The sequence below is a fragment of the Pseudomonas sp. 13159349 genome, assembly GCF_013305685.1.
Taxonomy (GTDB): domain Bacteria; phylum Pseudomonadota; class Gammaproteobacteria; order Pseudomonadales; family Pseudomonadaceae; genus Aquipseudomonas; species Aquipseudomonas asiatica.
In genome coordinates, this window is sequence record NZ_CP045553.1 from 1,077,693 (window position 1) to 1,102,752 (window position 25,060).

At 62.5% G+C, this 25,060-nt stretch carries 24 protein-coding genes; 22 read left to right on the forward strand and 2 right to left on the reverse strand.

What is annotated here, in order from left to right:
• Nucleotide 1: 1 nt before the first annotated feature.
• The 22 genes from cysE (at nucleotide 2) to GEV38_RS05130 (ending at nucleotide 19,715) form a co-directional block, all read left to right on the forward strand.
• Entirely contained in the window at nucleotides 2-787 is a 786-nt protein-coding gene (cysE, locus tag GEV38_RS05025; RefSeq protein ID WP_013971015.1) for a serine O-acetyltransferase, read from the forward strand.
• A gap of 179 nt (nucleotides 788-966) precedes the next feature.
• Nucleotides 967-1,458, forward strand: a complete 492-nt coding sequence (gene iscR, locus GEV38_RS05030; protein WP_008092572.1) for a Fe-S cluster assembly transcriptional regulator IscR — start codon at nucleotides 967-969, stop codon at nucleotides 1,456-1,458.
• Between the two features lie 46 nt (nucleotides 1,459-1,504).
• Nucleotides 1,505-2,719 carry an IscS subfamily cysteine desulfurase gene (locus GEV38_RS05035; RefSeq protein ID WP_013971017.1) on the forward strand — a complete coding sequence of 405 codons (1,215 nt, stop codon included), beginning with the start codon at nucleotides 1,505-1,507 and terminating at the stop codon, nucleotides 2,717-2,719.
• Nucleotides 2,720-2,765: 46 nt separating this feature from the next.
• Nucleotides 2,766-3,152, forward strand: coding sequence for a Fe-S cluster assembly scaffold IscU (gene iscU / locus GEV38_RS05040; protein ID WP_003248539.1), 387 nt, complete (start codon nucleotides 2,766-2,768; stop codon nucleotides 3,150-3,152).
• A gap of 28 nt (nucleotides 3,153-3,180) precedes the next feature.
• Nucleotides 3,181-3,504, forward strand: a complete 324-nt coding sequence (gene iscA, locus GEV38_RS05045; RefSeq protein WP_003257854.1) for an iron-sulfur cluster assembly protein IscA — start codon at nucleotides 3,181-3,183, stop codon at nucleotides 3,502-3,504.
• 8 nt (nucleotides 3,505-3,512) lie between these two features.
• The gene (gene hscB / locus GEV38_RS05050; RefSeq protein WP_015269012.1) at nucleotides 3,513-4,034 is read left to right on the forward strand and encodes a co-chaperone HscB; all 522 of its coding nucleotides are present in this window, start codon (nucleotides 3,513-3,515) and stop codon (nucleotides 4,032-4,034) included.
• Between the two features lie 42 nt (nucleotides 4,035-4,076).
• Complete coding sequence (gene hscA / locus GEV38_RS05055; protein ID WP_015269013.1) at nucleotides 4,077-5,939, forward strand: Fe-S protein assembly chaperone HscA; 1,863 nt, start codon at nucleotides 4,077-4,079, stop codon at nucleotides 5,937-5,939.
• A 3-nt stretch (nucleotides 5,940-5,942) separates the two neighbouring features.
• On the forward strand, nucleotides 5,943-6,284 hold the full coding sequence (gene fdx / locus GEV38_RS05060) for an ISC system 2Fe-2S type ferredoxin (RefSeq protein ID WP_013971020.1): 342 nt from the start codon (nucleotides 5,943-5,945) through the stop codon (nucleotides 6,282-6,284).
• 10 nt (nucleotides 6,285-6,294) lie between these two features.
• A complete protein-coding gene (gene iscX / locus GEV38_RS05065; RefSeq protein WP_003257859.1) occupies nucleotides 6,295-6,495 on the forward strand; it encodes a Fe-S cluster assembly protein IscX in 201 nt (66 codons plus the stop codon).
• 89 nt (nucleotides 6,496-6,584) lie between these two features.
• Nucleotides 6,585-7,016, forward strand: coding sequence for a nucleoside-diphosphate kinase (gene ndk, locus GEV38_RS05070; protein ID WP_013971021.1), 432 nt, complete (start codon nucleotides 6,585-6,587; stop codon nucleotides 7,014-7,016).
• 24 nt (nucleotides 7,017-7,040) lie between these two features.
• Nucleotides 7,041-8,186 carry a 23S rRNA (adenine(2503)-C(2))-methyltransferase RlmN gene (gene rlmN, locus GEV38_RS05075; RefSeq protein WP_013971022.1) on the forward strand — a complete coding sequence of 382 codons (1,146 nt, stop codon included), beginning with the start codon at nucleotides 7,041-7,043 and terminating at the stop codon, nucleotides 8,184-8,186.
• A gap of 14 nt (nucleotides 8,187-8,200) precedes the next feature.
• Nucleotides 8,201-8,962 carry a type IV pilus biogenesis/stability protein PilW gene (gene pilW, locus GEV38_RS05080; protein ID WP_015269015.1) on the forward strand — a complete coding sequence of 254 codons (762 nt, stop codon included), beginning with the start codon at nucleotides 8,201-8,203 and terminating at the stop codon, nucleotides 8,960-8,962.
• Entirely contained in the window at nucleotides 8,959-10,002 is a 1,044-nt protein-coding gene (locus GEV38_RS05085) for a RodZ family helix-turn-helix domain-containing protein (protein ID WP_054573164.1), read from the forward strand. The genes pilW and GEV38_RS05085 overlap by 4 nt, the downstream gene beginning before the upstream one ends.
• Before the next feature lie 2 nt (nucleotides 10,003-10,004).
• A complete protein-coding gene (gene ispG, locus GEV38_RS05090; RefSeq protein ID WP_003257869.1) occupies nucleotides 10,005-11,114 on the forward strand; it encodes a flavodoxin-dependent (E)-4-hydroxy-3-methylbut-2-enyl-diphosphate synthase in 1,110 nt (369 codons plus the stop codon).
• A 25-nt stretch (nucleotides 11,115-11,139) separates the two neighbouring features.
• On the forward strand, nucleotides 11,140-12,429 hold the full coding sequence (hisS, locus tag GEV38_RS05095; RefSeq protein WP_039613843.1) for a histidine--tRNA ligase: 1,290 nt from the start codon (nucleotides 11,140-11,142) through the stop codon (nucleotides 12,427-12,429).
• A 39-nt stretch (nucleotides 12,430-12,468) separates the two neighbouring features.
• Entirely contained in the window at nucleotides 12,469-13,107 is a 639-nt protein-coding gene (locus GEV38_RS05100; RefSeq protein ID WP_173895600.1) for a tetratricopeptide repeat protein, read from the forward strand.
• Nucleotides 13,108-14,250: an outer membrane protein assembly factor BamB gene (gene bamB, locus GEV38_RS05105; protein WP_013971028.1), complete on the forward strand. Its 1,143-nt coding sequence runs from the start codon at nucleotides 13,108-13,110 to the stop codon at nucleotides 14,248-14,250. It abuts the gene before it with no gap.
• A gap of 117 nt (nucleotides 14,251-14,367) precedes the next feature.
• Complete coding sequence (der, locus tag GEV38_RS05110; protein ID WP_013971029.1) at nucleotides 14,368-15,831, forward strand: ribosome biogenesis GTPase Der; 1,464 nt, start codon at nucleotides 14,368-14,370, stop codon at nucleotides 15,829-15,831.
• A gap of 90 nt (nucleotides 15,832-15,921) precedes the next feature.
• Nucleotides 15,922-16,332, forward strand: a complete 411-nt coding sequence (locus GEV38_RS05115) for a helix-turn-helix domain-containing protein (RefSeq protein WP_081013992.1) — start codon at nucleotides 15,922-15,924, stop codon at nucleotides 16,330-16,332.
• Between the two features lie 131 nt (nucleotides 16,333-16,463).
• A complete protein-coding gene (locus GEV38_RS05120) occupies nucleotides 16,464-17,405 on the forward strand; it encodes an RHS repeat-associated core domain-containing protein (protein ID WP_100413265.1) in 942 nt (313 codons plus the stop codon).
• A gap of 382 nt (nucleotides 17,406-17,787) precedes the next feature.
• Nucleotides 17,788-18,936 carry a pyridoxal phosphate-dependent aminotransferase gene (locus tag GEV38_RS05125; RefSeq protein WP_015269021.1) on the forward strand — a complete coding sequence of 383 codons (1,149 nt, stop codon included), beginning with the start codon at nucleotides 17,788-17,790 and terminating at the stop codon, nucleotides 18,934-18,936.
• Complete coding sequence (locus tag GEV38_RS05130; protein ID WP_015269022.1) at nucleotides 18,924-19,715, forward strand: amidohydrolase; 792 nt, start codon at nucleotides 18,924-18,926, stop codon at nucleotides 19,713-19,715. Before GEV38_RS05125 ends, GEV38_RS05130 begins: the two co-directional genes overlap by 13 nt.
• Before the next feature lie 177 nt (nucleotides 19,716-19,892).
• On the opposite strand, the gene GEV38_RS05135 is transcribed toward GEV38_RS05130, so the two are convergent.
• Together GEV38_RS05135 and GEV38_RS05140 are read right to left on the reverse strand one after the other, a co-directional pair.
• Nucleotides 19,893-22,448 carry a sulfite reductase flavoprotein subunit alpha gene (locus GEV38_RS05135; RefSeq protein ID WP_054573163.1) on the reverse strand — a complete coding sequence of 852 codons (2,556 nt, stop codon included), beginning with the start codon at nucleotides 22,446-22,448 and terminating at the stop codon, nucleotides 19,893-19,895.
• Nucleotides 22,449-22,648: 200 nt separating this feature from the next.
• A complete protein-coding gene (locus GEV38_RS05140) occupies nucleotides 22,649-24,961 on the reverse strand; it encodes a TonB-dependent siderophore receptor (RefSeq protein WP_015269024.1) in 2,313 nt (770 codons plus the stop codon).
• Between the last annotated feature and the right edge of the window lie 99 nt (nucleotides 24,962-25,060).

Below are 25,060 nucleotides of genomic sequence, written 5' to 3' on the forward strand. Positions count from 1 at the left end.
GATGTTCGAACGCCTGCGTGAAGATATTCAAAGCGTATTCCACCGTGACCCGGCTGCACGCAACGCCTTTGAGGTGCTGACCTGCTACCCAGGCATGCACGCCATCTGGCTGCACCGCCTGGGCAATGCCCTGTGGAAGCGTGATTTCAAGTGGCTGGCCCGCCTGGTATCGAACTTCGGCCGCTGGCTGACCGGCATCGAGATCCACCCCGGCGCCACCATCGGCCGGCGCTTCTTCATCGACCACGGCATGGGCATCGTCATCGGCGAAACCGCCGAGATCGGCGATGATGTCACCCTTTACCAGGGCGTGACCTTGGGCGGCACCAGCTGGAACAAGGGCAAGCGCCACCCCACCCTGGAAAACGGCGTGGTGGTAGGGGCGGGGGCCAAGGTGCTGGGCCCGTTCACCGTCGGCGCCGGGGCCAAGATCGGTTCCAATGCGGTGGTGACCAAGGCAGTGCCGGCCGGGGCTACGGCGGTTGGTATCCCCGGGCGAATCATCGTCAAGAGCGAAGACAACGAGGTCGAGGCCAAGCGTAAGGCCATGGCTGAGAAGATCGGCTTCGATGCCTATGGCGTCAGTGGCGACATGCCCGACCCGGTGGCCCGTGCCATCGGCCAGATGCTCGACCACCTGCAGGCAGTCGACGAACGGCTGGAGGGCATGTGCGGCGCTCTGACCAAGATGGGCAGTGATTACTGCGCCAAGGAACTGCCAGCCCTGCCGGAAGATGACTTCAAGGAAGTTGCCCAGGTGGCTCAGCGCGACACTCAGTCACATTGATTGCGCCGCGCTGAAATCATGGTGACATACGGGGCGTGTGCTCACGCCCCCTGTCTGCTACAATCGCGCCCGCCTCCCCGATGCAAACCCGACTAAAGCACTAGGTCTAATAGTTGACTTAAATGCTCGGGAATCGCATACTCGCTCACATCCTGTAACTCCCGTGGTACCCAATAGCCATGCGACTGACTACCAAAGGCCGATACGCCGTGACCGCCATGCTCGACCTGGCGTTGCACGCGCAGCATGGGCCGGTGTCTTTGGCCGACATTTCCGAGCGCCAGGGCATTTCCCTCTCTTATCTGGAACAGCTGTTCGCCAAGCTGCGCCGCAGCAGCCTGGTCTCCAGCGTGCGTGGTCCAGGCGGTGGCTACCAGCTGTCGCGGGGCATGGAAACCATCCAGGTGGCCCAGGTCATCGATGCGGTCAACGAATCGGTCGATGCCACCCGTTGTCAGGGCCTCGGGGACTGCCATGCCGGTGATACCTGCCTGACCCACCACCTGTGGTGCGACCTCAGCCAGCAGATCCATGAATTCCTCAGCGGTATAAGCCTGGCCGACCTCGTCATGCGCCGTGAGGTGCAGGAAGTCGCCCAGCGCCAGGACCTGCGTCGTGTCGCAGGCCGAACCGCCCAGCTGGACAAGATTGAGACGTCCGCCGTCGATTGATCCCACCGGGACGACGAGCGACGCCACCGCCTGATAGGAGAGACAAATGAAGTTGCCGATCTACCTCGATTACTCCGCGACCACCCCGGTCGACCCACGCGTGGCCCAGAAGATGGCCGACTGCCTGCTGGTCGACGGGAACTTCGGTAACCCGGCTTCGCGCTCCCACGTCTTTGGCTGGAAAGCCGAGGAAGCGGTCGAGAACGGTCGCCGCCAGGTTGCCGAACTGATCAACGCCGATCCGCGCGAAATCGTCTGGACCAGCGGTGCCACCGAGTCCGACAACCTCGCACTCAAGGGCGTCGCGCACTTCTATCAGACCAAGGGCAAGCACATCATCACCTCCAAGATCGAGCACAAGGCGGTCCTGGATACCGCTCGCCAGCTGGAGCGTGAAGGTTTCGAAGTCACCTACCTCGAGCCAGGCGAAGACGGCATCGTCACCCCGGCCATGGTCGAGGCGGCGCTGCGCGACGACACCATCCTGGTTTCGCTGATGCACGTGAACAACGAAGTTGGCTCGATCAACGATATCGCCGCCATCGGTGAACTGACCCGCTCGCGCGGCGTGCTGTTCCATGTTGACGCCGCGCAGTCGGCCGGCAAGGTCGAAATTGACCTGCAAAAGCTGAAGGTCGACCTGATGTCGTTCTCGGCGCACAAGGTCTACGGCCCGAAAGGCATCGGCGCACTGTACGTCAGCCGCAAGCCTCGTGTACGCCTGGAAGCCATCATTCACGGCGGTGGCCATGAGCGCGGCATGCGTTCGGGCACCCTGCCGACCCACCAGATTGTCGGCATGGGCGAAGCCTTCGCCATCGCCAAACAGGAAATGGCCGCGGAAAACGTACGCATCAAGGCCCTGAGCGACCGCTTCTTCAAGCAGGTCTCGGACCTCGAAGAGCTGTACGTCAACGGCAGCAAGACTGCCCGCGTACCGCACAACCTGAACCTGAGCTTCAACTACGTCGAAGGCGAATCGCTGCTGATGTCGCTGAAGGATATCGCCGTATCGTCCGGTTCGGCCTGCACCTCCGCGTCGCTCGAGCCGTCCTACGTATTGCGCGCCCTGGGCCGCAATGACGAGCTGGCGCACAGCTCGATCCGCTTCTCCTTCGGCCGCTTCACCACCGAAGAAGAAGTCGACTACGCCGCGCAGAAAGTCTGCGAGGCCGTGAACAAACTGCGTGAGCTGTCGCCGCTGTGGGACATGTACAAAGACGGCGTTGACATCTCCAAGATCGAGTGGGCCGCCCACTAAGCAGTCGCCGGCAAGAGCGGCTCCCTGATGAGGAAGGAATTGCACCATGGCATACAGTGAAAAGGTCATCGACCACTACGAAAACCCGCGCAACGTCGGCAAGATGAATGCCGAAGACCCGGACGTCGGTACCGGCATGGTCGGCGCCCCGGCCTGCGGTGACGTGATGCGCCTGCAGATCAAGGTCAACGAGCAGGGCGTGATCGAAGACGCCAAGTTCAAGACCTACGGCTGCGGTTCGGCCATCGCTTCCAGCTCCCTCGCCACCGAGTGGATGAAGGGCAAGACCCTGGACGAAGCCGAAACCATCAAGAACACCCAGCTGGCCGAAGAACTGGCGTTGCCGCCGGTCAAGATCCACTGCTCGGTACTCGCCGAAGATGCCATCAAGGCAGCCGTTCGCGATTACAAGCAGAAGAAAGGCTTGATCTAAGTCGCCTGTTGCGAGGTAAGGAGTCCTGATGGCTATCAGCATGACAGAAGCCGCCGCCAACCACGTGCGGCGTTCCCTGGAAGGGCGCGGCAAGGGCGAAGGCATTCGCCTGGGCGTGCGCACCACCGGTTGCTCGGGCCTGGCCTACGTGCTGGAGTTCGTCGACGAGCTGGCGGACGAGGACCAGGTGTTCGAGAACCATGGCGTCAAGGTGATCATCGATCCCAAGAGCCTGGTCTACCTCGATGGCACCGAACTGGACTTCGTCAAGGAAGGGTTGAACGAAGGCTTCAAGTTCAACAACCCCAACGTGCGCGGTGAGTGTGGCTGCGGCGAAAGCTTCAACGTTTGAGGCTGGCTGTGGGTACTCCTTGTCATTTCGCATTGTTTGACCTCCAGCCAAGCTTCCGCCTGGATCTCGACAAGCTGGCCACTCGCTATCGCGAGCTGGCCCGCGAAGTCCATCCCGACCGCTTTGCCGACGCCTCCGAGCGCGAGCAGCGCGTGGCGCTGGAAAAGTCCGCGGCCCTCAACGACGCCTACCAGACACTGCGCAGTGCGCCGCGTCGCGCCCGCTACCTGCTGGCCATCGGCGGCCACGAAGTGCCTCAGGAGGTCACGGTCCACGACCCCGACTTCCTGTTGCAGCAGATGCAGTGGCGTGAAGAGCTCGAAGAACTGCAGGACGAAGCCGACCTCGATGGCGTGGCCGTGTTCAAGAAGCGCCTGAAGGTCGCCCAGGACACGCTGAACGAGGACTTTGCCGCCTGCTGGGACGCCCCGGGCGAGCGCGACAAGGCCGAACGCCTGATGCGCCGCATGCAGTTCCTCGACAAGCTCGCCCAAGAAGTGCGCCAACTGGAAGAGCGCCTCGACGATTAACCCGGTGCTGCCCGTGATAGCACCTAAGGTATTCAGATAAGCATGGCCCTACTGCAGATTGCCGAACCCGGTCAAAGCCCTCAGCCGCATCAGCGCCGCCTGGCGGTGGGGATCGACCTGGGTACCACCAACTCCCTGGTCGCCGCACTGCGCAGCGGCCGTAGCGAGCCCCTGCCCGACGCGCAGGGCAATGTCATTCTGCCGTCCGCGGTGCGCTACCTCGAAGGGCGCAACGAAGTGGGGCAGGCTGCACGCGATGCCGCTTCCAGCGACCCGCTGAACACCGTGCTGTCGGTCAAGCGCTTGATGGGGCGCGGCCTGGCCGACGTCAAGCAACTGGGCGAGCAGCTGCCGTACCGCTTCGTTGGCGGTGAGTCGCACATGCCGTTCATCGACACCGTGCAGGGGCCGAAAAGCCCGGTGGAAGTGTCCGCCGATATCCTCAAGGTGCTGCGCGAGCGTGCCGAAGCCACCCTCGGTGGTGAGCTGGTGGGCGCGGTTATCACCGTGCCGGCCTATTTCGACGATGCCCAGCGCCAGGCCACCAAGGACGCTGCGCGCCTGGCCGGCCTGAACGTGCTGCGCCTGCTCAACGAGCCGACCGCCGCTGCCGTGGCCTATGGCCTGGACCAGAACGCCGAAGGCGTGGTGGCCATCTATGACCTGGGCGGCGGTACCTTCGACATTTCCATCCTGCGCCTGACTGCCGGCGTATTCGAAGTGCTGGCCACCGGTGGCGATACCGCCTTGGGCGGTGACGACTTCGACCACGCCATCGCTGGCTGGATCATCGAGCAGGCCGGGCTGTCATCCGACCTGGACCCGGCCACCCAGCGCGCACTGTTGCAGACCGCCTGCGCCGCCAAGGAAGCCCTGACCGACGCCGACGTGGTCAGCGTCAGCCATGGCACCTGGCAGGGCGAGTTGAGCCGCGCCGGTTTCGAAGCCATGATCGAGCCCATGGTCGCCCGCAGCCTCAAGGCCTGCCGCCGCGCCGTGCGTGACAGCGGTATCGAGCTGGAAGAAGTCAGCGCCGTGGTCATGGTCGGTGGTTCGACCCGCGTACCGCGTGTGCGTGAAGCCGTCGGAGCACTGTTCGGCCGCACCCCGCTGACCTCGATCGACCCCGACCAGGTGGTGGCCATCGGTGCCGCCATCCAGGCCGATACCTTGGCCGGCAACCGCCGCGAAGGTGGCGAACTGCTGCTGTTGGATGTCATCCCGCTGTCGCTTGGCCTTGAGACTATGGGCGGGCTGATGGAGAAGGTGATCCCGCGCAACACCACCATCCCGGTGGCGCGTGCCCAGGAGTTCACCACCTATAAAGATGGCCAGTCGGCCATGATGATCCACGTGCTGCAGGGCGAGCGCGAGCTGATCAGCGATTGCCGCTCGCTGGCGCGCTTCGAGTTGCGTGGCATCCCGGCCATGGTCGCCGGTGCGGCAAAGATCCGCGTCACCTTCCAGGTCGACGCCGACGGCCTGCTCAGCGTCGCCGCCCGCGAGCTGGGCTCGGGCGTGGAAGCCAGCATTCAGGTCAAGCCGTCCTACGGCCTGACCGACGGCGAAATCGCCCGCATGCTCAAGGATTCCTTCGAACACGCAGGTTCCGACAAGCAGGCCCGCCAGCTGCGCGAGCACCAGGTGGACGGCGAGCGCCTGCTCGAAGCGGTACAGGGCGCCCTGGACGCCGACGGCGAACGCCTGCTCAGCAGTGACGAGCGCGACGCCATCGAATTCCAGATGCAAGAACTACGTGATTTGCTGGCCGGCACCGATGGCGCAGCCATCGAGCAACAGACCAAACGTCTGTCGCAGGTGACCGACGCATTTGCCGCCCGTCGCCTTGATTCGACGGTCAAAGCCGCACTGGCCGGGCGCAACCTGAATGAGATCGAGGAGTAACCGATGCCGCTGGTGACATTCCTGCCGCACGAGAAGTTCTGCCCCGAAGGGCTGACCGTGGAAGTCGAGACCGGGACCAACATCCTGGAGCTGGCCCACGACCATCACATCGAGATGGAAAGCGCCTGCGGCGGCGTCAAGGCCTGCACCACTTGCCACTGCATCGTGCGCAAGGGCTTCGACTCGCTCGAAGAAGCCGACGAACTGGAAGAGGACATGCTGGACAAGGCCTGGGGCCTGGAGGCTCAATCGCGCCTCGGCTGCCAGGTGGTTGTCGCTGACCAGGACCTGGTCATCGAGATCCCCAAGTATTCGCTCAACCACGCCGCCGAAGCGCCGCACTGAGGTTTACCCCATGAGCCTGAAATGGATTGATGTACTTGAGATCGCCATCCAGCTTGCAGAAAGCAAGCCGGAAGTCGATCCTCGTTATGTGAATTTCGTCGATCTGCACCGCTGGGTGCTGGCCTTGCCAGAATTCAGCGACGATCCGTCACGCGGCGGTGAGAAAGTGCTCGAGGCCATCCAGGCGGCCTGGATCGAAGAAGCCGACTGAACGCGTCCTGCAGGTTAGGCAATCCCCTGGAACCCGCGTATAATTCGCGGGTTTAATTTTTCGCAACACTCATTTTTCTGGAGTTTTCCATGGCTGTTCAACGTACTTTCTCCATCATCAAGCCTGACGCCGTTGCCAAGAACGTCATCGGCGAGATCACCACTCGTTTCGAGAAAGCCGGCCTGCGCGTCGTCGCTTCGAAAATGAAGCAACTGTCCAAAGCCGAAGCCGAAGGCTTCTACGCCGAACACAAAGAGCGCGGCTTCTTCGGTGACCTGGTTGCCTTCATGACTTCCGGCCCGGTCATCGTTCAGGTTCTGGAAGGCGAAAACGCCGTTCTGGCCAACCGCGAGCTGATGGGCGCCACCAACCCGAAAGAAGCTGCTGCCGGCACCATCCGTGCTGACTTCGCCGTTTCCATCGACGAAAACGCTGTTCACGGTTCCGACTCGGAAGCTTCGGCTGCCCGCGAAATCGCTTACTTCTTCTCCGCTACCGAGCTGTGCGACCGCATTCGCTAAGCGAAGCAGGTCTTGGGTGATTCCATGAGTGACATGACTGGCAAGATCAACCTGTTGGGCCTGACCCTGCAGGAAATGGAAAAATTCTTCGAGTCGATCGGAGAGAAGCGTTTTCGTGCCGGTCAGGTCATGAAATGGATTCACCACTATGGCGTCGACGATTTCGCCGCCATGACCAATGTCGGCAAGGCCTTGCGCGAAAAGCTCGAGGCCGTTGCCGAGATTCGGGGCCCGGAAGTGGTCAGTGAAGACATTTCCGCCGACGGTACCCGCAAGTGGGTGGTCCGCGTTGCCTCCGGCAGCTGCGTCGAGACCGTCTACATCCCCACCGACGATCGCGGCACCCTGTGCGTGTCGTCGCAAGCCGGCTGTGCCCTGGACTGCAGCTTCTGCTCCACCGGCAAGCAAGGCTTCAACAGCAACCTCACCGCCGCCGAAGTGATCGGCCAGGTGTGGCTTGCCAACAAATCCTTCGGGACCGTTCCGGCCAAGATCGACCGCGCCATTACCAACGTGGTCATGATGGGCATGGGCGAACCCCTGCTGAATTTCGACAATGTCATCGCCGCCATGAAGATCATGATGGAAGATCTGGGCTATGGCATTTCCAAGCGTCGCGTCACCCTGTCCACCTCGGGCGTGGTGCCGATGATCGACGAGCTGGCCAAGCACATCGACGTGTCGCTGGCCCTGTCGCTGCACGCACCGAACGACGAACTGCGCAACAAGCTGGTACCGATCAACAAGAAGTACCCGCTGAAGATGCTGCTGGAATCGTGCATGGGCTACATGTCCACCCTGGGTGGCAAGCGCGTGCTGACCATCGAGTACACCCTGCTCAAGGACGTCAACGACCAGCCTGAGCATGCTGCGCAAATGATCGAGCTGCTGCGCGACGTACCCTGCAAGATCAACCTGATCCCGTTCAACCCGTTCCCGCACTCGGGCTACGAGCGGCCGAGCAACAACGCCATTCGCCGCTTCCAGGATCTGTTGCACCATGGTGGCTTCAACGTCACCACCCGCACCACCCGTGGTGATGACATCGACGCTGCCTGTGGTCAGCTGGTCGGCCAGGTCAACGACCGCACCCGCCGCAGCGAGCGCTACATCGCTGTGCGCCAGCTGTCCGCGGACGCCGAGCTGCAAGACAGCCCCGCCAGCCACTGACCGGGACCTTGCCCATGAGCCTGCGCGCCGCGCTGTCGATCCTTGCGCTTTCGCTGCTGGCCGGCTGCGTGTCGGGTGGCGCGGGCGACCCCCTGGCCAGCCGCCAGGGCAGGGCAGAGGCGGGGCGGGCCTATGTGCAGCTTGGGCTGGGTTATTTGCAACAGGGTTTGACCGAGCAGGCCAAGGCGCCGCTGGGCAAGGCCCTGGCCCTGGATGGTGGTGATGCCGATGCGCACGCCGCCCTGGCGCTGGTCTTTCAGGCCGAAGGCGAGCCTGCGCTGGCCGAAACGCACTTCCGCAAGGCGCTGAAGGCACGTACCGGCGACACGCGAATTCGCAACAATTACGGCAGTTTCCTTTATGCTCAAGGCCGATTTGCCGAGGCCGAGCAGATGTTTCGCCTTGCCAGCGCCGATACCCTGTATCCTGAGCGCTCACGCGTTTACGAGAACCTGGGCCTGACCGCCCTGAAGCTCGAGCGCCGCGACCAGGCCCATGCGTATCTGCAGAAAGCTCTGCAACTCAACCAGCGGCAGCCGAAAGCCTTGCTGGAAATGGCTGAGTTGTCCTACGAAAACAGGCATTATGTGCCGGCCCGGGACTACTACGATCGTTTCAGCCAGTTGAGCGACCACGATGCCCGTAGCCTGCTGCTGGGCAGCCGCCTTGCCAGGGTATTCGACGAGCAAGGCACACTGGCCGAGCTGGGCCAGCAATTACAACGACTTTATCCCGGTACGCCGGAATATCAGCAATACCTGTCGGAGCAACGATGAAAGCCGCGCATCCCGAAGTAGCAGTAGCGCCTGGCCAGAACCCCGGTGAGCTTTTGCGTCAGGCCCGTGAGAACCGGGACTGGTCACAAGCCGAGGTGGCCCGCAAGCTCAACCTCACTGTCAGTTCGTTGAACCACGTGGAAACCGGCGCCTTCGACAAGCTGCCGGGGCATACCTTCGCCCGTGGTTATATCCGCGCCTATGCCAAGCTGATGGACCTGGACCAGGCTGCCCTGGTGGACGCCTTCGACCGTTACACCGGCACCCACGCCAAAGGCAGCGACGTGCACTCGCTGGGCCGTATCGAAGAGCCCGTGCGCCTGTCGCACAACATTCTGCGTGGCGTCAGCCTGCTGCTGCTGGTGGCAGTGGTCGGCGGCGGCTTCGTCTGGTGGCAGGACCAGGGCAGCCTGCGTGGCAAGGAGCTGGCCAAGATTGCCCTGGAGCACGTCGAAGTCGAAAGCGCCGACGGCACCACCCAGATTCACCCGCTCGATGAGCCGGAAGACCAGGCTGTTTCCGCTGGCCAGCAGCCTGAGAGTGCGCCGCTGCCGCTTGAGCAGGGCGCAGCCGATCAGCCTGCCGCCGTACCGGCACCGGCAAGCCCGGCACCTGCCGATACCTCTGCCGTAGTACCGACACCGGCCCAGCAGGCGCCTGTGCCAGCGATCGCCAGCGCACCTGCTGCCGCGCCTGCGCCGGTAGCACCTGTTGCCCCGGCCCCGGCGGCTGTTGCACCTGCTACATCTGTAGCGGCCGTGGCCGCTGCCGAGCCTGCCGCCGCCGCAGTGCCGGCTGGCAGTGCCAAGGTCGCCATCCAGTTCGTCGCCGATTGCTGGACCCAGGTCACCGACGGCAACGGCAAGGTGCTGTTCAGCGCCATCAAGCGCAAGGGGGACAACCTCGAGCTGACCGGCAAGCCGCCGTTCTCGGTACGCCTGGGCTTTGCCCGTGGCGCCCAGGTCAGCTACAACGGCCAGGCCGTCGATGTTGCCCCGTTCACCAGTGGCGAGACCGCTCGCCTGAAGTTGGGACAGTAATCATGCACGGCGAATCTCCGATCAAACGTCGCGAATCCCGCAAAATCTGGGTCGGCAATGTACCGGTGGGTGGTGATGCCCCCATCGCGGTGCAGAGCATGACCAACACCGACACCAACGATGTGGCCGCCACCGTGGCGCAAATCCAGCGCCTGGTCGATGCCGGCGTGGACATCGTGCGCGTCTCGGTGCCGGACATGGACGCTGCAGAGGCGTTCGGCCGCATCAAGCAGCAGGTCAGCGTGCCGCTGGTTGCCGACATCCACTTCGACTACAAGATCGCCCTGCGCGTGGCCGAACTGGGCGTCGACTGCCTGCGTATCAACCCGGGCAACATCGGCCGTGAAGACCGTGTACGCGCGGTAGTCGATGCCGCCCGCGATCGGGGCATCCCGATCCGTATCGGCGTCAACGCCGGCTCCCTGGAAAAGGACCTGCAGAAGAAGTACGGCGAACCGACCCCGGCGGCGCTGGTCGAGTCGGCCCTGCGCCATGTCGAGCACCTCGACCGCCTGGACTTCCAGGACTTCAAGGTCAGCGTCAAGGCCTCCGATGTGTTCATGGCCGTCGAAGCCTACCGCCTGCTGGCCAAGCAGATCGTGCAGCCGCTGCACCTGGGCATCACCGAAGCCGGTGGCCTGCGTTCGGGGACGGTGAAATCCGCTGTCGGCCTCGGTATGCTGCTGGCCGAAGGCATTGGCGATACCATCCGTATCTCGCTGGCGGCCGACCCGGTCGAAGAAGTGAAAGTCGGCTACGACATTCTCAAGTCGCTGCACCTGCGCTCGCGTGGCATCAACTTCATCGCCTGCCCGAGCTGCTCGCGGCAGAACTTCGATGTGGTCAAGACCATGAACGAGCTGGAAGGGCGCCTGGAAGACCTGCTGGTGCCGCTGGACGTGGCGGTGATCGGTTGCGTGGTCAACGGCCCGGGCGAAGCCAAGGAGGCCCATGTGGGGCTGACCGGCGGCACGCCGAACCTGATCTACATCGACGGCAAGCCGGCGCAGAAGCTGACCAACGACAACCTGGTCGATGAGCTGGAAAAGCTCATCCGCCAGAAAGCGGCCGAAAAGGCCGAAGCCGACGCGGCGCTGATCGTCCGTGGCTGACACACAGAATTCGTAAGGACTTTTCGTGAGCAAATCGCTGCAAGCCATCCGTGGCATGAACGACATCCTGCCAGAACAGTCGCCACTGTGGCGCTACTTCGAAGGCACCGTCGCCGGCCTGCTGGATACCTACGGGTACAGCCAGATCCGCACGCCGATCGTCGAGTTCACCGAGCTGTTCAAGCGCTCCATCGGTGAAGTGACCGACATCGTCGAAAAAGAGATGTACACCTTCGAGGACCGCAACGGCGACTCGCTGACCCTGCGCCCCGAAGGCACTGCCGCCTGCGTGCGTGCCGTACTCGAGCATGGCATCACCGGCAACGGCCAGGTGCAGAAACTGTGGTACATCGGCCAGATGTTCCGCCACGAGCGCCCGCAGAAGGGCCGCTACCGCCAGTTCCACCAGATTGGCGTGGAAGTGTTCAACCTGGATGGCCCGGACATCGACGCCGAGCTGATCATGCTGACCTGGCGCCTGTGGGGCCTGCTGGGCATCCAGGACGCGGTCAAGCTGGAGCTCAACAGCCTGGGCACCAGCGAAGCACGTGCACGCTACCGTGATGCGCTGGTCGAGTTCCTCTCGGCGCGCCTGGAGCAACTGGACGAAGACAGCCAGCGCCGCCTGAAGAGCAACCCGCTGCGCATTCTCGACAGCAAGGACCAGAACACCCAGGCGGTGCTGGTCGGCGCGCCGAAGCTGGAAGACTACCTGGACGAAGAGTCGCGCGTGCACTTCGAGGGCCTCAAGGCCCGCCTGGACGCTGCCGGCATCCCGTTCGTGATCAACACCAAGCTGGTGCGTGGCCTGGACTACTACAGCAAGACCGTGTTCGAGTGGGTCACCGACAAGCTCGGCGCCCAGGGCACTGTCTGCGCCGGCGGCCGTTATGACGGCCTGGTCGAACAGATGGGCGGCAAGCCGACCCCGGGCGTCGGTTTCGCCATGGGCATCGAGCGCCTGATCCTGCTGCTGGAAACCCTGGGCAAGGTGCCCGAGTCCATCAGCCGCCAGATCGACGTCTACCTGTGCGCCTTTGGCGAACAGGCGGAGCTGGCCGGCCTGCGCCTGTCCGAAAACTTGCGCGACCGCTTGCCGGGCCTGCGCCTGGCAGTCAACGCCGGCGGTGGCAGCTTCAAGAGCCAGTTCAAGAAAGCCGACAAGAGCGGCGCGCTGTTCGCCCTGATCCTCGGCGACGACGAACTGGCCAAGCAAGAGATCGGCTTCAAGCCCCTGCGTGGTCAGGGCGAACAACAGAACATTGCCTGGGATGCTCTGGCTGAGCACCTGGAAACCGCGATCGCGCAGGCGTAACGCGGTTCAACAAGCGAATAGGCGAAAAGGAGTATTGGGGTGTCGAGTACCGATGATGAACTGGCAGGGGTCAAGGACTGGTGGAACCGCAACGGCAAGCCGCTGCTGACCGGTGCCCTGCTGGCTGGCGTGGTGGTGTTGGGCTGGAATACCTGGCACAAGTACCAGAACAATCAGTCGCAAGGTGCCTCGCAGCTGTACCAGGCCTTGCTGGAGACCAGCCTGACGCCGACTGGCCAGCCTGACGCGACCAAGGTCGCGGAACTGGCCGGCAAGCTCAAGAGCGAGTTCGGCGGTACCGCCTACGCCCAGTACGGCAGCCTGTTCGTGGCCAAGGTCGCGGTCGAGACCGGCAAGCTCGACGACGCTGCTGCCGTGTTGAAGAGCGTGCTGGACAAGCCGGCCGATGCCACCCTGGGCGAGATTTCGCGTCAGCGCCTGGCTCGTGTGCTGGCCGCCCAGAACAAGGCCGAGGATGCCCTCAAGTTGCTCGACGGCGACGCCGACAAAGCCTTCCTGGCCAGCCGAGAAGAGTTGAAAGGTGACCTGCTGGTGCAACTGGGTCGCGCCGACGACGCGCACAGCGCTTACGAGAAAGCCAAGGCTGCGTTGTCCGATGAGGCGGCGGTCGGTGGCCTGCAATTGAAGCTGGATGACTTGGCCAAAGGGGACGCGTAAGTGATCGGTTGGAAACATGCAGCAGTGCTGACCCTGGCCGTACTGGCCGCAGGTTGCAGCAGCAACAGCAAGAAGGAACTGCCTCCGGCCGAGCTGACCAAGTTCACCGAGGAAGTGGTGCTGAAAAAGCAGTGGAGCCGTTCGATCGGTGACGGCCAGGGCGAGACCTACAACACCCTCGTACCTGCCATCGAGAACGACCGTATCTACGCCTCCGACGTCAACGGCGAAGTCTTTGCCCTCGACCGTATCACCGGCGACGTGGTGTGGAAGAAGGACCTCGAGCTGCCGGTTTCCGGCGCTGTCGGCGTGGGCTACGGCCTGGTCATGATCGGTACCCTCAAGGGTGAAGTCATCGCCCTGGACTCCAGCACCGGTGAGGAGCGCTGGCGCTCCCGCGTGACCAGCGAAGTACTGGCCCCACCTGCCAACAACGGTGACGTGGTGGTGGTGCAGACCCAGGACGATCGCCTGATCGGCCTGGATGCCGCCACTGGCGACCGTCGCTGGATCTACGAAAACACCCCGGCCGTGCTGACCCTGCGTGGCACCGGCGCGCCGATCGCCACCAACCGCCTGGCCGTCGCCGGCCTGTCCACCGGCAAGGTGGTGGCGGTGGACATCAACAACGGCGTACCGGTGTGGGAAAGCCGTGTGGCGATTCCGCAGGGCCGTTCCGAGCTGGACCGCGTGGTCGATATCGACGGCGGCCTGCTGCTGTCGGGTGGTACCCTGTACGTCAGCACCTACCAGGGCCGCGTCGCGGGCCTGGACCTGGAAAGCGGCCGCGTGCTGTGGCAGCGTGATGCCTCCAGCTACGTGGGTGTCGCCCAGGGCTACGGTAACGTCTATGTCAGCGAAGCTTCCGGTACTGTCGAAAGCGTCGACGAGCGCTCGTCCAGCGCCCTGTGGACCAACGACACCATGGCTCGCCGCCAGCTGACCGCGCCTGAAGTGTTCTCCAGCTACGTGGCGGTGGGCGACTTCGAGGGTTACCTGCACCTGCTGAGCCAGGTCGATGGCCGCTTCGTCGGCCGTGAGCGTATCGACAGTGATGGCCTGCGCGCCCGCCCACTTGTGGTCGGCGACACCATCTACGTCTTCGGCAACAGCGGCAAGCTCGAGGCACTGACCATCCGCTGAAGCTATGCTTGAAGCCTTGGCGGGCTTCAAGCCGCGGCGTAGGACACGCCGCCCGAACTCCGGCCGCTGCCTTGCAGCGGCCTTTGCATTTTCAAGAATTCAAGAGTGGAGAGCCGAATGGTTCCCGTAATCGCCCTGGTGGGCCGCCCGAACGTCGGCAAATCCACCATGTTCAACCGCCTGACCAAGACCCGCGATGCCATCGTTGGTGACCTGTCGGGCCTGACCCGTGACCGCCAGTACGGTGATGCCACCTGGCAGGGTCGTTCCTTCATCCTGATCGACACCGGCGGTATCACCGGTGACGAAGTGGGCATGGACGAGAAAATGGCCGAGCAGTCGCTCATGGCCATCGAAGAAGCTGACTATGTGCTGTTCCTGGTCGATGCCCGTGCCGGCATGACCGCTGCCGATCAGATGATCGCCGAGCACCTGCGCAAGCGGAACAAGGAAGCGATCCTGGTTGCCAACAAGATCGACAACATCGACGCCGATGTGGCTCGCGCCGAGTTCTCGCCGCTGGGCATGGGCAACGCCATCCCGGTGGCCGGCTCCCAAGGCCGCGGCATCAATGCGCTGATGGAGGCCGTGCTCGGCCACCTGCCACGCGACCAGGTCGAGGAAGCGCTGGACGCCGAAGTCGCCGAAGGCGAGGAAGCGGTGCGTATCCCGGGCCCGAGCGAAAAGGATGGCATCAAGATCGCCATCATCGGCCGCCCCAACGTCGGCAAGTCGACGCTGGTCAACCGCATGCTCGGCGAAGAGCGCGTGGTGGTGTACGACCAGCCGGGCACCACCCGCGACAGTATCTACATCCCGTTCGAGCGCGATGACGAGAAGTACACCTTCATCGACACCGCCGGCGTGCGCAAGCGCGGCAAGATCCACGAGGAAGTCGAGAAGTTCTCGGTGGTGAAGACGCTGCAGGCGATCAAGGACGCCAACGTGGTGATCTTCGTCATGGACGCCCGCGAAGGCGTGGTGGACCACGACCTGAACCTGCTGGGCTTCGCCCTGGAAGCCGGCCGTGCCATCGTCATCGCCCTGAACAAGTGGGACGGCATGGAGCCGGGCGAGCGTGACTACGTGAAGACCGAGCTGGAGCGCCGGCTGTTCTTCGTCGATTTCGCCGACATCCACTTCATCTCCGCCCTGCACGGCACCGGCGTGGGCCACCTGTACAAGTCGGTGCAGGCCGCGTTCAAGTCGGCGGTAACCCGTTGGCCGACCAGCCGCCTGACGCAGATCCTCGAAGATGCCGTGAGCGAGCACCAGCCGCCGCTGGTCAACGGCCGCCGCATCAAGCTGCGCTATGCCCACCTTGGTGGTGCCAACCCGCCGCTGATCGTGATCCACGGCAACCAGACCGACAAGATTCCGAAGTCGTACTCGCGTTACCTGGAGAACACCTACCGGCGTGTGCTGAAGCTGGTCGGTACGCCGATCCGCATCGAGTACAAGGGCGGTGAGAACCCGTACGAGGGCAAGAAGAACACCCTCACTGATCGCCAGGTCAACAAGAAGCGCCGCCTGATGTCGCACCACAAGAAGGCCGAGAAGAAGCGCCGCGACAAGCGCTGATTCCGCGTCAGCTTCTTCGCGGGCTTGCCCGCTCCCACAGGTTGGACTGCCCCCCAAAAGTTGGACGCCAATCCAACCCTTGGGGGATCTATGGAAAAGTACACCGAGCTATTCAAGCTCACTGCGATCACTGCTTACCTGAATGGCAACAATGGTTTCCGAAAGGTGGCTCGACACTTCGGTATCGACTTCAGCCTGCTCCGGCGCTGGGTTGCCAGTTATCAGGTCGGTAAGGGTATCTGTTCAGGCTCGCCTGGGTGGCGTTATACCTGTGATTTCAAGCAGCAAGTGCTCAGCTACATGCTCGAGCATCGGCTTTCACTGCGCCAGACCGCTGCGCATTTTGGTCTTGGACAGTCCTCACAGATAGGCATTTGGCAGCGGCAGTACTACAGTGGCAGTCCAGTCACCTCTACTGCCGCCAAGCCAAAAAAGCCAATTCTTCCACTTTTCGTTCAACCTTCCCCTGACCGCTTGATTCGCGACCCGTTCGAGTTCTAGTGCGATTGTCTCACCAGCCCATAGGCACGTGCTGCTACTCGGTCCTACCTGTAAAAAATGCTAGTTGTACGCTGCCGCAAGCTTTGAAAGACTTATTCCTAAAGTAGGTGTCTGCCAGCGAGGGGCTAAGTATGGGGATTCAGCGTAAAACTTTGAGTCTGTTTTATTGTGACGGTGATATACATGCGTGCCTTGGTGATCAAGGCAGTCGAACCGTGTTTCGAGGGGGAGGGCAAGCATTAGCTGAGTGGAATGGCAGTGCTGAAAGTAATGTCAGCTTATTGTCGGTCAGTGAATCCGGTTCCGTGAATGGCATGGCGCATCAGGGGGAATGGGAGAGATTTGATTATACTGCTTATGGCCATTGTTCTTCCCTTTCATCGGGCCATTCTCTGCTAGGATTCAATGGCGAGTATTACGGTAATTTAATTAACGGGTACCTTCTGGGAAACGGTTACAGATTTTTTAATGGTCTGAGATTCTATTCTCCAGACAGTTTTTCACCTTTTAGGGTTTTGAACGCGTATGGGTATTGCGATGGGGATCCTATAAATTACACCGACTCAAGTGGTCATTTGCGGGTCTGGTTCAGATCGCCAGCGTATAAGAGATCCAAAAAACTTATGAGGCAATTGGATTCAATGGCGTCAGAATTTCAGGTGATGACCAACAAACTGAAACATGATCCGAGGTTGGACAGAACTTCAAAAATTAAAAAGCGGTTTATTAGTGATCTAACACCCATGGAGGAATCAGCGAAATCCCTTATGTCCAACTTGGCGGGGCTCGCAGGAACTAGTCCCGAAAATTTTACGCGTGCAAGTGCCAAAGTCGATTATCCTTCAATGCGGAAGCGTCTTGCTAAAGCGATTAATGAGTACGTTTTTACCTATGAATTGATGTTGTTTAAAATAAGAATTCAGCGCCCGGGAAAGTTAAGGTTATCTCATAGTCAATCCTATCGAGGGTCGCCCGCTGGTGGCGAAACATCCAGCGGGGCCTTGCGCAGAACGCGCTCGGTGGATGAAGGGTTGAATTTATCCAATGAGGGTTCTGCGATTCGTAAAGTGTAAAACGCTTACCAAGGTAATCGGAGTAGAAGTGTAGCGTTAAGAAATAGGCGCCTCAGTTAGTTTAATTTGATAAGGCAAAAAATGTAGTGAGCGGAGATAGGGCAGAAATTAAGCGAGCGCTGCTCGAGGCAGCGCTCGAATTTCGTGGGTTGTCAATGAGCACCCGCGCTTGGTTCTACGCTGCATGATCATCGCGCACGCACTTTGCGCTTTAGGCTACGAAGCGAGGTTTCTTGATACGCCCATATAGCGGGATGCCGCACCGACAACAGCCTTTGATCCAGCGCAAATTCCCCTAGAGTTTCAACCTTTTTCCTGACCGCTCGATCCGCTATGCTCGGACTCCACCCCGTGCCGGATACACCCCAGGAAAGAGGGCTCCATGATCCGCAGCAAACTGCCGAATGTCGGCACGACCATCTTTACCACCATGTCCCAGCTCGCCGTGCAGACCGGCGCGCTCAACCTGTCGCAAGGCTTCCCCGACTTCAATGGCCCGCAGGCGCTGCTCGATGCAGTCGGCCGGCATGTGGCCGACGGGCATAACCAGTATTCGCCGATGACCGGCCTGCCGGCCCTGCGCCAGCAGGTGGCGGCCAAGGTCGCGCGGCTGTATGGCGCGCAGGTGGATGCCGACCAGGAAGTGACCATCACCCCTGGCGCCACCGAGGCGATCTTCTGCGCCATCCAGGCTGTGGTGCATGCCGGTGACGAGGTAATCGTCTTCGATCCTTGCTACGACAGCTACGAGCCGTCCGTGGAACTGGCTGGTGGGCGCTGCGTGCATGTACAGCTGAGCGATGGCGATTTCCGCATCGACTGGCAGAAGTTCAGCGATGCCCTCAGCCCGCGCACGCGCATGGTCATTCTCAATTCGCCGCACAACCCCAGCGGTGCGCTGATTACCCAAGAAGACCTGGGCCAACTGGCCCGGCTTATCGCTGACCGCGATATCTACCTGGTCAGCGACGAGGTCTACGAGCACCTGGTCTATGACGGTGTAGGCCATGCCAGCGTGTTGGCCCACGAGCAACTGTACCAGCGCGCCTTCGTGGTCAGTTCGTTCGGCAAGACTTATCACGTCACCGGCTGGAAGACCGGCTACGTGGTCGCCCCGCCGGCGCTGAGTGCCGAGCTGCGCAAGGTGCACCAGTACGTCAACTTCTGCGGTGTGACCCCGCTGCAGTGCGCCTTGGCCGATTTCATGGCCGAGCACCCCGAGCATATCGATGAACTGCCGGCCTTTTACCAGGCCAAGCGAGACCTGTTCTGCGGCTTGCTGGAGGGCTCGCGGTTCCGCTTCACCCGCACGGCGGGTACCTATTTCCAGCTGGTGGACTATTCGCAGATCCGCCCGGACCTGAACGATGTCGACATGTCGCTGTGGCTGACCCGTGAGCACGGCGTGGCGACCATCCCGGTGTCGGTGTTCTACCAGCAACCCATCCCCGAGCAACGCCTGGTCCGCCTGTGCTTTGCCAAACGAGAGGAGACGCTGCGTCAGGCAGCGGAAAAACTATGCGCGATCTGAGTACACTGCCGAACCTGAAAGTCGCCCTGGTGCAGACCACCCTGGCCTGGCACGACCGCGAGGCCAACTATGCGCACTTCGAGGTGCTGCTGGAGCAGGTGGGCGAAGTGGACTTGGTGATCCTGCCGGAAATGTTCACTACCGGTTTTTCCATGCAATCGGAAAGCCTGTGCGAGCCGGAAAACGGCCCGACCTACAAATGGCTGAAGGCCCAGGCGAAGAAGTACAACACGGTGATTACCGGCAGCGTGATCATCCAGGCCGCCGATGGCAGCCACCGCAACCGCCTGCTGTGGGCTCGGCCTGATGGCGAGATCCTGCATTACGACAAGCGCCACCTGTTCCGCATGGCCGGTGAGCACAAGCACTACACCCCGGGCGAGCGCCAGGTGCAGTTCGAGCTCAAGGGCTGGCGTATTCGCCCGCTGATCTGCTACGACCTGCGCTTCCCGGTGTGGAGCCGCGATGCCCAGGACACCGACCTGTTGCTATACACCGCCAACTGGCCGGCTGCGCGCCGCCAGCACTGGAACCGCCTGTTGCCGGCGCGGGGTATCGAGAACCTGTGCTATGTGGCGGCGGTGAACCGGGTGGGCACCGACGGCAAGGGCTTTGCCTATTCCGGCGACAGCCAGGTGCTGGACTTCCAGGGCGAGAGCCTGCTCAGTGCCGGGGAGGCCGACGGGGTGTTCACCGCGGTGTTGAGTGCGGCGGAACTGGCGGCCTACCGGGCCAAGTTCCCGGCCAACCTGGATGCTGACACCTTCGAGCTGCACTAGGCCGGAACTGTATGGCTTGAATTGGCCCGCTGTAGGAGCGGCCTTGTGTCGCGAAAGGGCCGCAGAGCGGCCCCAGGATCCTGGCAGCGATGCATGAATTGCCGGGGCTGCTACGCAGCCCTTTCGCGACACAAGGCCGCTCCTACAGGTACTGCGTTGCTAGCTCAGGCCAGTTTTTCAGTAAACATCCCGCCGATACCGCCCATCCTCGATCAGCTGTTGCACAACCGCTTCCCCGAGGATGCCGTTGAGCGCCGCATCCACCCCGGCAGCCATGCCTTGAAGGCTGCCGCAGACATACACACAGGCACCATCCGCGACCCAGCGCTTGAGCTCTTCAGCCTGCTGCAGCAACGCATCCTGCACATACACCTTGTCGGCCTGATCCCGCGAAAAGGCGAGGTCCAGGCGTGCCAGGTCGCCGTTGTCCAGCCAGCCTTGCAGCTCGTTGCCGCACAGCAGGTCATGCGCCCGGTTACGCTCGCCGAACAGCAGCCAGTTGCGCTGCTCGCCAGCATTCACCCGCGCGCGTAGCAGGCTGCGCAGGCCGGCCAGGCCGGTGCCGTTGCCAATCAACACCAGCGGTGCCGCCGTTTCCGGCAGGTGGAAGCTGCTATTGCGCCGCAAACGCAGGCTCAACGTACCGCCAAGCGGCAGGTACTCGGTCAGCCAGCCGGAACCCAGGCCCAGGTTGCCATCGGCATGGCGTTCCTGGCGCACGATCAGCTCCAGCACGCCATCGCTGGCGATCGAGGCAATCGAGTATTCGCGGCTGCCGATCGGCACCAGTGCGTCGACCAGCGCCTGCGGCTGCAAACCGACCAGGTGATCGCGACGGGTCGGCAACTGGCGGCCGGCCAGGGCCTGGGCGAGGGTTTCGGCCAAGCCATTCACTTGCACCTTGGCGCCGCCGTCCAGCGTCATTCCATCGAGGAAGGCGTCGATCCTCGGCTGGCCGTTGAGCGGCAGGATCTCCACCAGGTCGCCGGCTTCCCAGCTGGCGGGCTGCTCCGGTCGCAGGCCCAGCAGGTACACCGGCTGGCCCTGGCTGCCCGGGTTGAGCAGTTCGCGGCGCACCAGCGACCAGTTGCCGAAACTCGGCGGTTGCCAGGCGGCCACTGGCTGGGCGCCGGTCAGTTGCGCCAGTTCCTGCTGCCACTGCTGCAGCGCGGCTTGGTCGGCGTTGTCCACTTCCACCGGGCTGAATGCGCTGCTGGCCCCGCGTTCGCCCAGCCATGCCTGCAGGCGGCGGGCGAAGCCGCAAAAGTGCGGATACTGGCGGTCACCGAGGGCGAGCAGGGCATAGCTGAGGTTGTCCAGCGCCCAAGGCTGGCCTAGCACCTTACGCTCGAAGGCGCGGGCGCTGTCGGGGGCTTCGCCGTCGCCGAAGGTGCTGACCACGAACAGCGCACGGCGGGCCTGGCGCAGGTCGCTTTCACCCAGTTCTGCCAGGGCGCGTACCTGCACTGGCAGGCCGGCGGCCTGAAGCTGCCCGGCGCTCTGCCAGGCCAGTTGTTCGGCAAGCCCGCTCTGGCTGGCAAAGCCGATCAGCCAGCTGTCGCCGCTGGCAGTGTTGCTGGTGACGTTGCCACGGGCGGCACGTACCTGGCGCTTCTTGCGACGGCGGTCGAGGTACAGCAGCCAGCCGGTGACGAAGAACAGCGGCATGGTCAGGCTGGCGATGGTGACGATGATGCGCCCCGGCAGGCCGAAGTATTCGCCCACGTGCAGGGCGTAGACGCTCTGGAGCAGCTGGGCCTTGAAGGACTTGTCGGTGTAGCGGTCATGTCTTTTCACCTGGCCGCTGGCCGGGTCCAGTACCAGGGTGTTGAAGGCACGTGGGTGGTCGGCGTTGTCCAGCAGGTAGAACAGGTTGGCCGGCTGGCCGCCTACCGGTGGCAGGCGCAGGTTGTACATGGCCAGGCCCGGGCCGGCAGCGTCCTTGAGGTTGGCCCAGATTGCGTCGTAGTCGACCACCAGCGGCGGGGCGTTCTTGTCGATTTTCTGCGGCCCGTGGCGGCCACGACCTTCGCCGCGCTTTTGCTGCTGGCCGGCGGCCGGCGCGTCGGCCAGCAGCTTGTTCAGGCCCTCGCGGTACCACTCGTAGGACCAGAACAGCCCGGTCAGGGCGAACAGCAGGTAGAACAGCAGGCACCAGGTGCCGGCCACCGCATGCAGGTCCCAGTTGAAGGCGCGGCCTTTCTTGGCCCAGTCGAAGGTCAGCCAGGTGCGCCAGTCCAGCGCCTTGCGCGGCCAGCGCAGGTACAGGCCGGAGAGGCAGAAGAACACCAGCATCAGGGTGCAGGCACCGGTGATCTGCCGGCCGCTGTCTCCCATGGCCAGGAAGCGGTGCAGGTTGAGCATGAGGTTGAAGAAGCCTTGCCCGGCCACTTCTCCCTTGAGTTCGCCGGTATACGGGTCGGCATAGCGCAGCTGGCCACGGCGCTCGCCTGGCGGTGGGGTAAAGAAGACGCGTGCGGCGTTGCCTTCGCGTACATCGACCCACAGCATCGCCACCTTGTCGTGCTGCTGGGCCTCGACCCGCTGGACCAGTTCGGCCGGGGGCAGCACGCCCTCCGGGCGCACCTGGACCTTCAGGACATCGGCATTCAGCGCGCGCAGCAGTTCTTCCTGAAACGAGTACAAGGCCCCGGTGATACCCATCAAGGCCAGCACCAGGCCAGCGGTGATGCCAAAGAACCAGTGCAATTGGAACAGCGTCTTCTTCACCACATGATCACCTTGTGTTTCTGCCGCACACTACGCGGCGTGCATTATGCCTTGATACGCAAAAGCCCCGCTCACGGGTATGAACGGGGCAGGGTGGGCTAGTCAGTCAGGCTTGTGTTGTCTGTACCGGCCTCTTCGCGGGTTCACCCGCGAAAGGGCCGGCACAGGCGCAGCCCATTCAACAGATCAACCCCATCCCGGCATCAGAAGTGGACGCTGGTGGTCAACAGAGCCGTCCGCCCCGCCGCCTGGTTGGCGAAGTGGGTAGAGAAGGCCTTGTCGTAGTACACCTCGTTGGTCAGGTTCTGCACGTTCAGCTGCAGGTCGATGTTCTTGGTCAGCTTGTAGGCGGCCATAGCGTCGTAGCGTACATAGCTGTCGACCATGGTGGTATTGGCCACGCTGCCATACACGTCATCCACGTAGAAGGCACCGCCACCCACGGTCAGCTTCGGCGTAATGGAGTAGGTGGTCCACAGGCTGGCGCTGTTGTTCGGCGTGTTTGGCAGCTGGTTGCCGTCGTTGGCCTTGTTCACGGCACCACCGTCTATCTGGCGAGCTTCCATGTAGGTGTAGCCGGCAAATACCTGCCATTTTTCGGTGATCTTGCCGCTGGCAGACAGTTCGATGCCCTGTACGCGAGTTTCGCCGACGTTCTCGTAGGTAGTGGTGTCAACCTGGACGCGGGCGTTTTCCTTCTCGGTGCGGAACAGCGCAGCGGCCAGGGACAGGCGCTGGTCGAGCAGGTCCCACTTGGTGCCGATTTCGTAGTTGGTGGTTTCCTCCGGCTCCAGATCGCTGCTCAGCAAGTTGCCGGCGCGGTCGGTGGTGTTGCCCAACGGGTTGCCTTCAGTACCTTCGCCCAGCATTGCTCCGGGTGGCGTTGCGGAGGTGGCGTAGGAAACGTAGATACTGCCATTCTCGGCCGGCTTCCATACAAGGCCCAGCTGGCCGGTAACGAACTCGCTTGTATCCTTGCCTTTGGAGACAACGCCCTTGCTGTTCACCACGGTGGCGCCTGTGGCGTCGTAGGTGCGGTACTGGGTGTCGAAGTGGTCGTAGCGCAGGCCCATGTTCAACAGCCACTCGGGCGTCAGTTCGAGTGTGTCAAAAACATAAATTGCGCGGGTGTTGCTCTTGGTATCGGTGCCCGCGTAGTTGCGTGCGATGCTGCCGTTCCACGGATCGTCCGGGTTCGGGTTGCTCAGTGAGGTGCAGTTGTAACCGCTGGTGGCGCCGATCATGCCTGGGGTGCAGTTGGTGTTGGCGGTGCCGCCTGGGACGGTGTCGGTATCGACGGTGTAGCTCGAGCGCTTGCTCTCTTCTCGGCTCAGCTCGATACCGGTCGAGAAACTGTTCTTCATGCCACCCAGGTAGAACTCACCGAACAGGTCGGTCTGGTTGGTGGTGGTGGCAGTGTTGCCCACACGGGTGTTGGCGCGGCGCCAGACGCTGCCGTTGTTGACGTTACCCTTGCTGTCGTCAGGCTGGGTCAGGATGTAGTCCTGCATGCTGTTGCCATGGCGCAGGGTGTTCTTGATGGTCAGCGAGTCGGTCAAGTCGTGCTCGATGGCAAAGGTGGCAATATCCACGCGGCTTTTGCGGAAGTCACGACCGGTCAGGCCATAGAAGTTGTCGCTGTCACCGCCGTCGTACGGCTTGCTCGGATGTGCCGAGGTGCGGGCAGTACTACCAGCGGTCGGGATGGTGTACGGGATGCCCGAATCCGGCAGGTCGTCGCTTTCCAGATGGTAGTAGTCGAGGTTCACGCGGGTCGGAGTACCCAGGCCGAAGGCCAGCGATGGGGCGATACCCCAACGGTCGTAGTTGACCTTGTCGCGGCCGGCGACGTTGCTTTCGTGGGTCATCAGGTTCAGGCGCCCGGCAACGGAGTCGCTGAACTGGTAGTTGCCATCGAAGGTATAGCGCTGGGTCTGGTCGCTGCCCCAGGTCCAGGCGCCATCGAGCGAGTTGCCCAGGTGGGCGCGCTTGCTCACCAGGTTGATGGTGCCGCCGGCGGCACCACGGCCGCCGATGGCCGAGTTCGGGCCCTTGGCCACTTCCACCGATTCGATGGCGAAGATTTCACGGGTTTGCGCGCCAGTGTCACGCACGCCGTCCAGGTAGGTGTCGCCTTGGGCGTCGAAGCCGCGGATGAACGGGCGGTCGCCTTGTGGGTTGCCGCCTTCGCCGGCACCAAAGGTGATGCCCGGCACAGTGCGCAGTGCATCCTGCAGGGTCAGGGCGTTGGTGTCCTTGATCACTTGCTGCGGGATCACGGTTACCGAGCGGGGGGTATCCACCAGCGGCGCGGTGTACTTCTGCGAGGATGCCTGGTCGACCTTGTAATCGGTGCTGGCCTGTTCAGCCTTGCCGTTGACGCTGGTGGCGTCGAGGGTGATAGCACTGCTGGCGACCGGGTCGGCGGCGTAGGCCGACGAAGCGCTGAGGGCTACGCCGATGGCAGACACGATCAGGCGTGGTGAACTCACTGCAGATGGTACGTACTGGCGCATTGCTAAGGACCTTCCCCAAGGTGGTAAGGCCGCGGATCTTAATGTAAGCAATTGTTAGTCACAATTGAGAGTCGTTACCATTCGTGAAGAATTTACAAT

What these genes read in the sequence shown, in the direction of transcription:
- cysE (WP_013971015.1), top strand. Translation starts at nt 2, where the DNA reads ATGTTCGAACGCCTGCGTGAAGATATTCAAAGCGTATTCCACCGTGAC.
- iscR (WP_008092572.1), top strand. Translation starts at nt 967, where the DNA reads ATGCGACTGACTACCAAAGGCCGATACGCCGTGACCGCCATGCTCGAC.
- GEV38_RS05035 (WP_013971017.1), top strand. Translation starts at nt 1,505, where the DNA reads ATGAAGTTGCCGATCTACCTCGATTACTCCGCGACCACCCCGGTCGAC.
- iscU (WP_003248539.1), top strand. Translation starts at nt 2,766, where the DNA reads ATGGCATACAGTGAAAAGGTCATCGACCACTACGAAAACCCGCGCAAC.
- iscA (WP_003257854.1), top strand. Translation starts at nt 3,181, where the DNA reads ATGGCTATCAGCATGACAGAAGCCGCCGCCAACCACGTGCGGCGTTCC.
- hscA (WP_015269013.1), top strand. Translation starts at nt 4,077, where the DNA reads ATGGCCCTACTGCAGATTGCCGAACCCGGTCAAAGCCCTCAGCCGCAT.
- fdx (WP_013971020.1), top strand. Translation starts at nt 5,943, where the DNA reads ATGCCGCTGGTGACATTCCTGCCGCACGAGAAGTTCTGCCCCGAAGGG.
- iscX (WP_003257859.1), top strand. Translation starts at nt 6,295, where the DNA reads ATGAGCCTGAAATGGATTGATGTACTTGAGATCGCCATCCAGCTTGCA.
- ndk (WP_013971021.1), top strand. Translation starts at nt 6,585, where the DNA reads ATGGCTGTTCAACGTACTTTCTCCATCATCAAGCCTGACGCCGTTGCC.
- rlmN (WP_013971022.1), top strand. Translation starts at nt 7,041, where the DNA reads ATGAGTGACATGACTGGCAAGATCAACCTGTTGGGCCTGACCCTGCAG.
- pilW (WP_015269015.1), top strand. Translation starts at nt 8,201, where the DNA reads ATGAGCCTGCGCGCCGCGCTGTCGATCCTTGCGCTTTCGCTGCTGGCC.
- GEV38_RS05085 (WP_054573164.1), top strand. Translation starts at nt 8,959, where the DNA reads ATGAAAGCCGCGCATCCCGAAGTAGCAGTAGCGCCTGGCCAGAACCCC.
- ispG (WP_003257869.1), top strand. Translation starts at nt 10,005, where the DNA reads ATGCACGGCGAATCTCCGATCAAACGTCGCGAATCCCGCAAAATCTGG.
- der (WP_013971029.1), top strand. Translation starts at nt 14,368, where the DNA reads ATGGTTCCCGTAATCGCCCTGGTGGGCCGCCCGAACGTCGGCAAATCC.
- GEV38_RS05115 (WP_081013992.1), top strand. Translation starts at nt 15,922, where the DNA reads ATGGAAAAGTACACCGAGCTATTCAAGCTCACTGCGATCACTGCTTAC.
- GEV38_RS05120 (WP_100413265.1), top strand. Translation starts at nt 16,464, where the DNA reads ATGGGGATTCAGCGTAAAACTTTGAGTCTGTTTTATTGTGACGGTGAT.
- GEV38_RS05125 (WP_015269021.1), top strand. Translation starts at nt 17,788, where the DNA reads ATGATCCGCAGCAAACTGCCGAATGTCGGCACGACCATCTTTACCACC.
- GEV38_RS05130 (WP_015269022.1), top strand. Translation starts at nt 18,924, where the DNA reads ATGCGCGATCTGAGTACACTGCCGAACCTGAAAGTCGCCCTGGTGCAG.
- GEV38_RS05140 (WP_015269024.1), bottom strand. Translation starts at nt 24,961, where the DNA reads ATGCGCCAGTACGTACCATCTGCAGTGAGTTCACCACGCCTGATCGTG.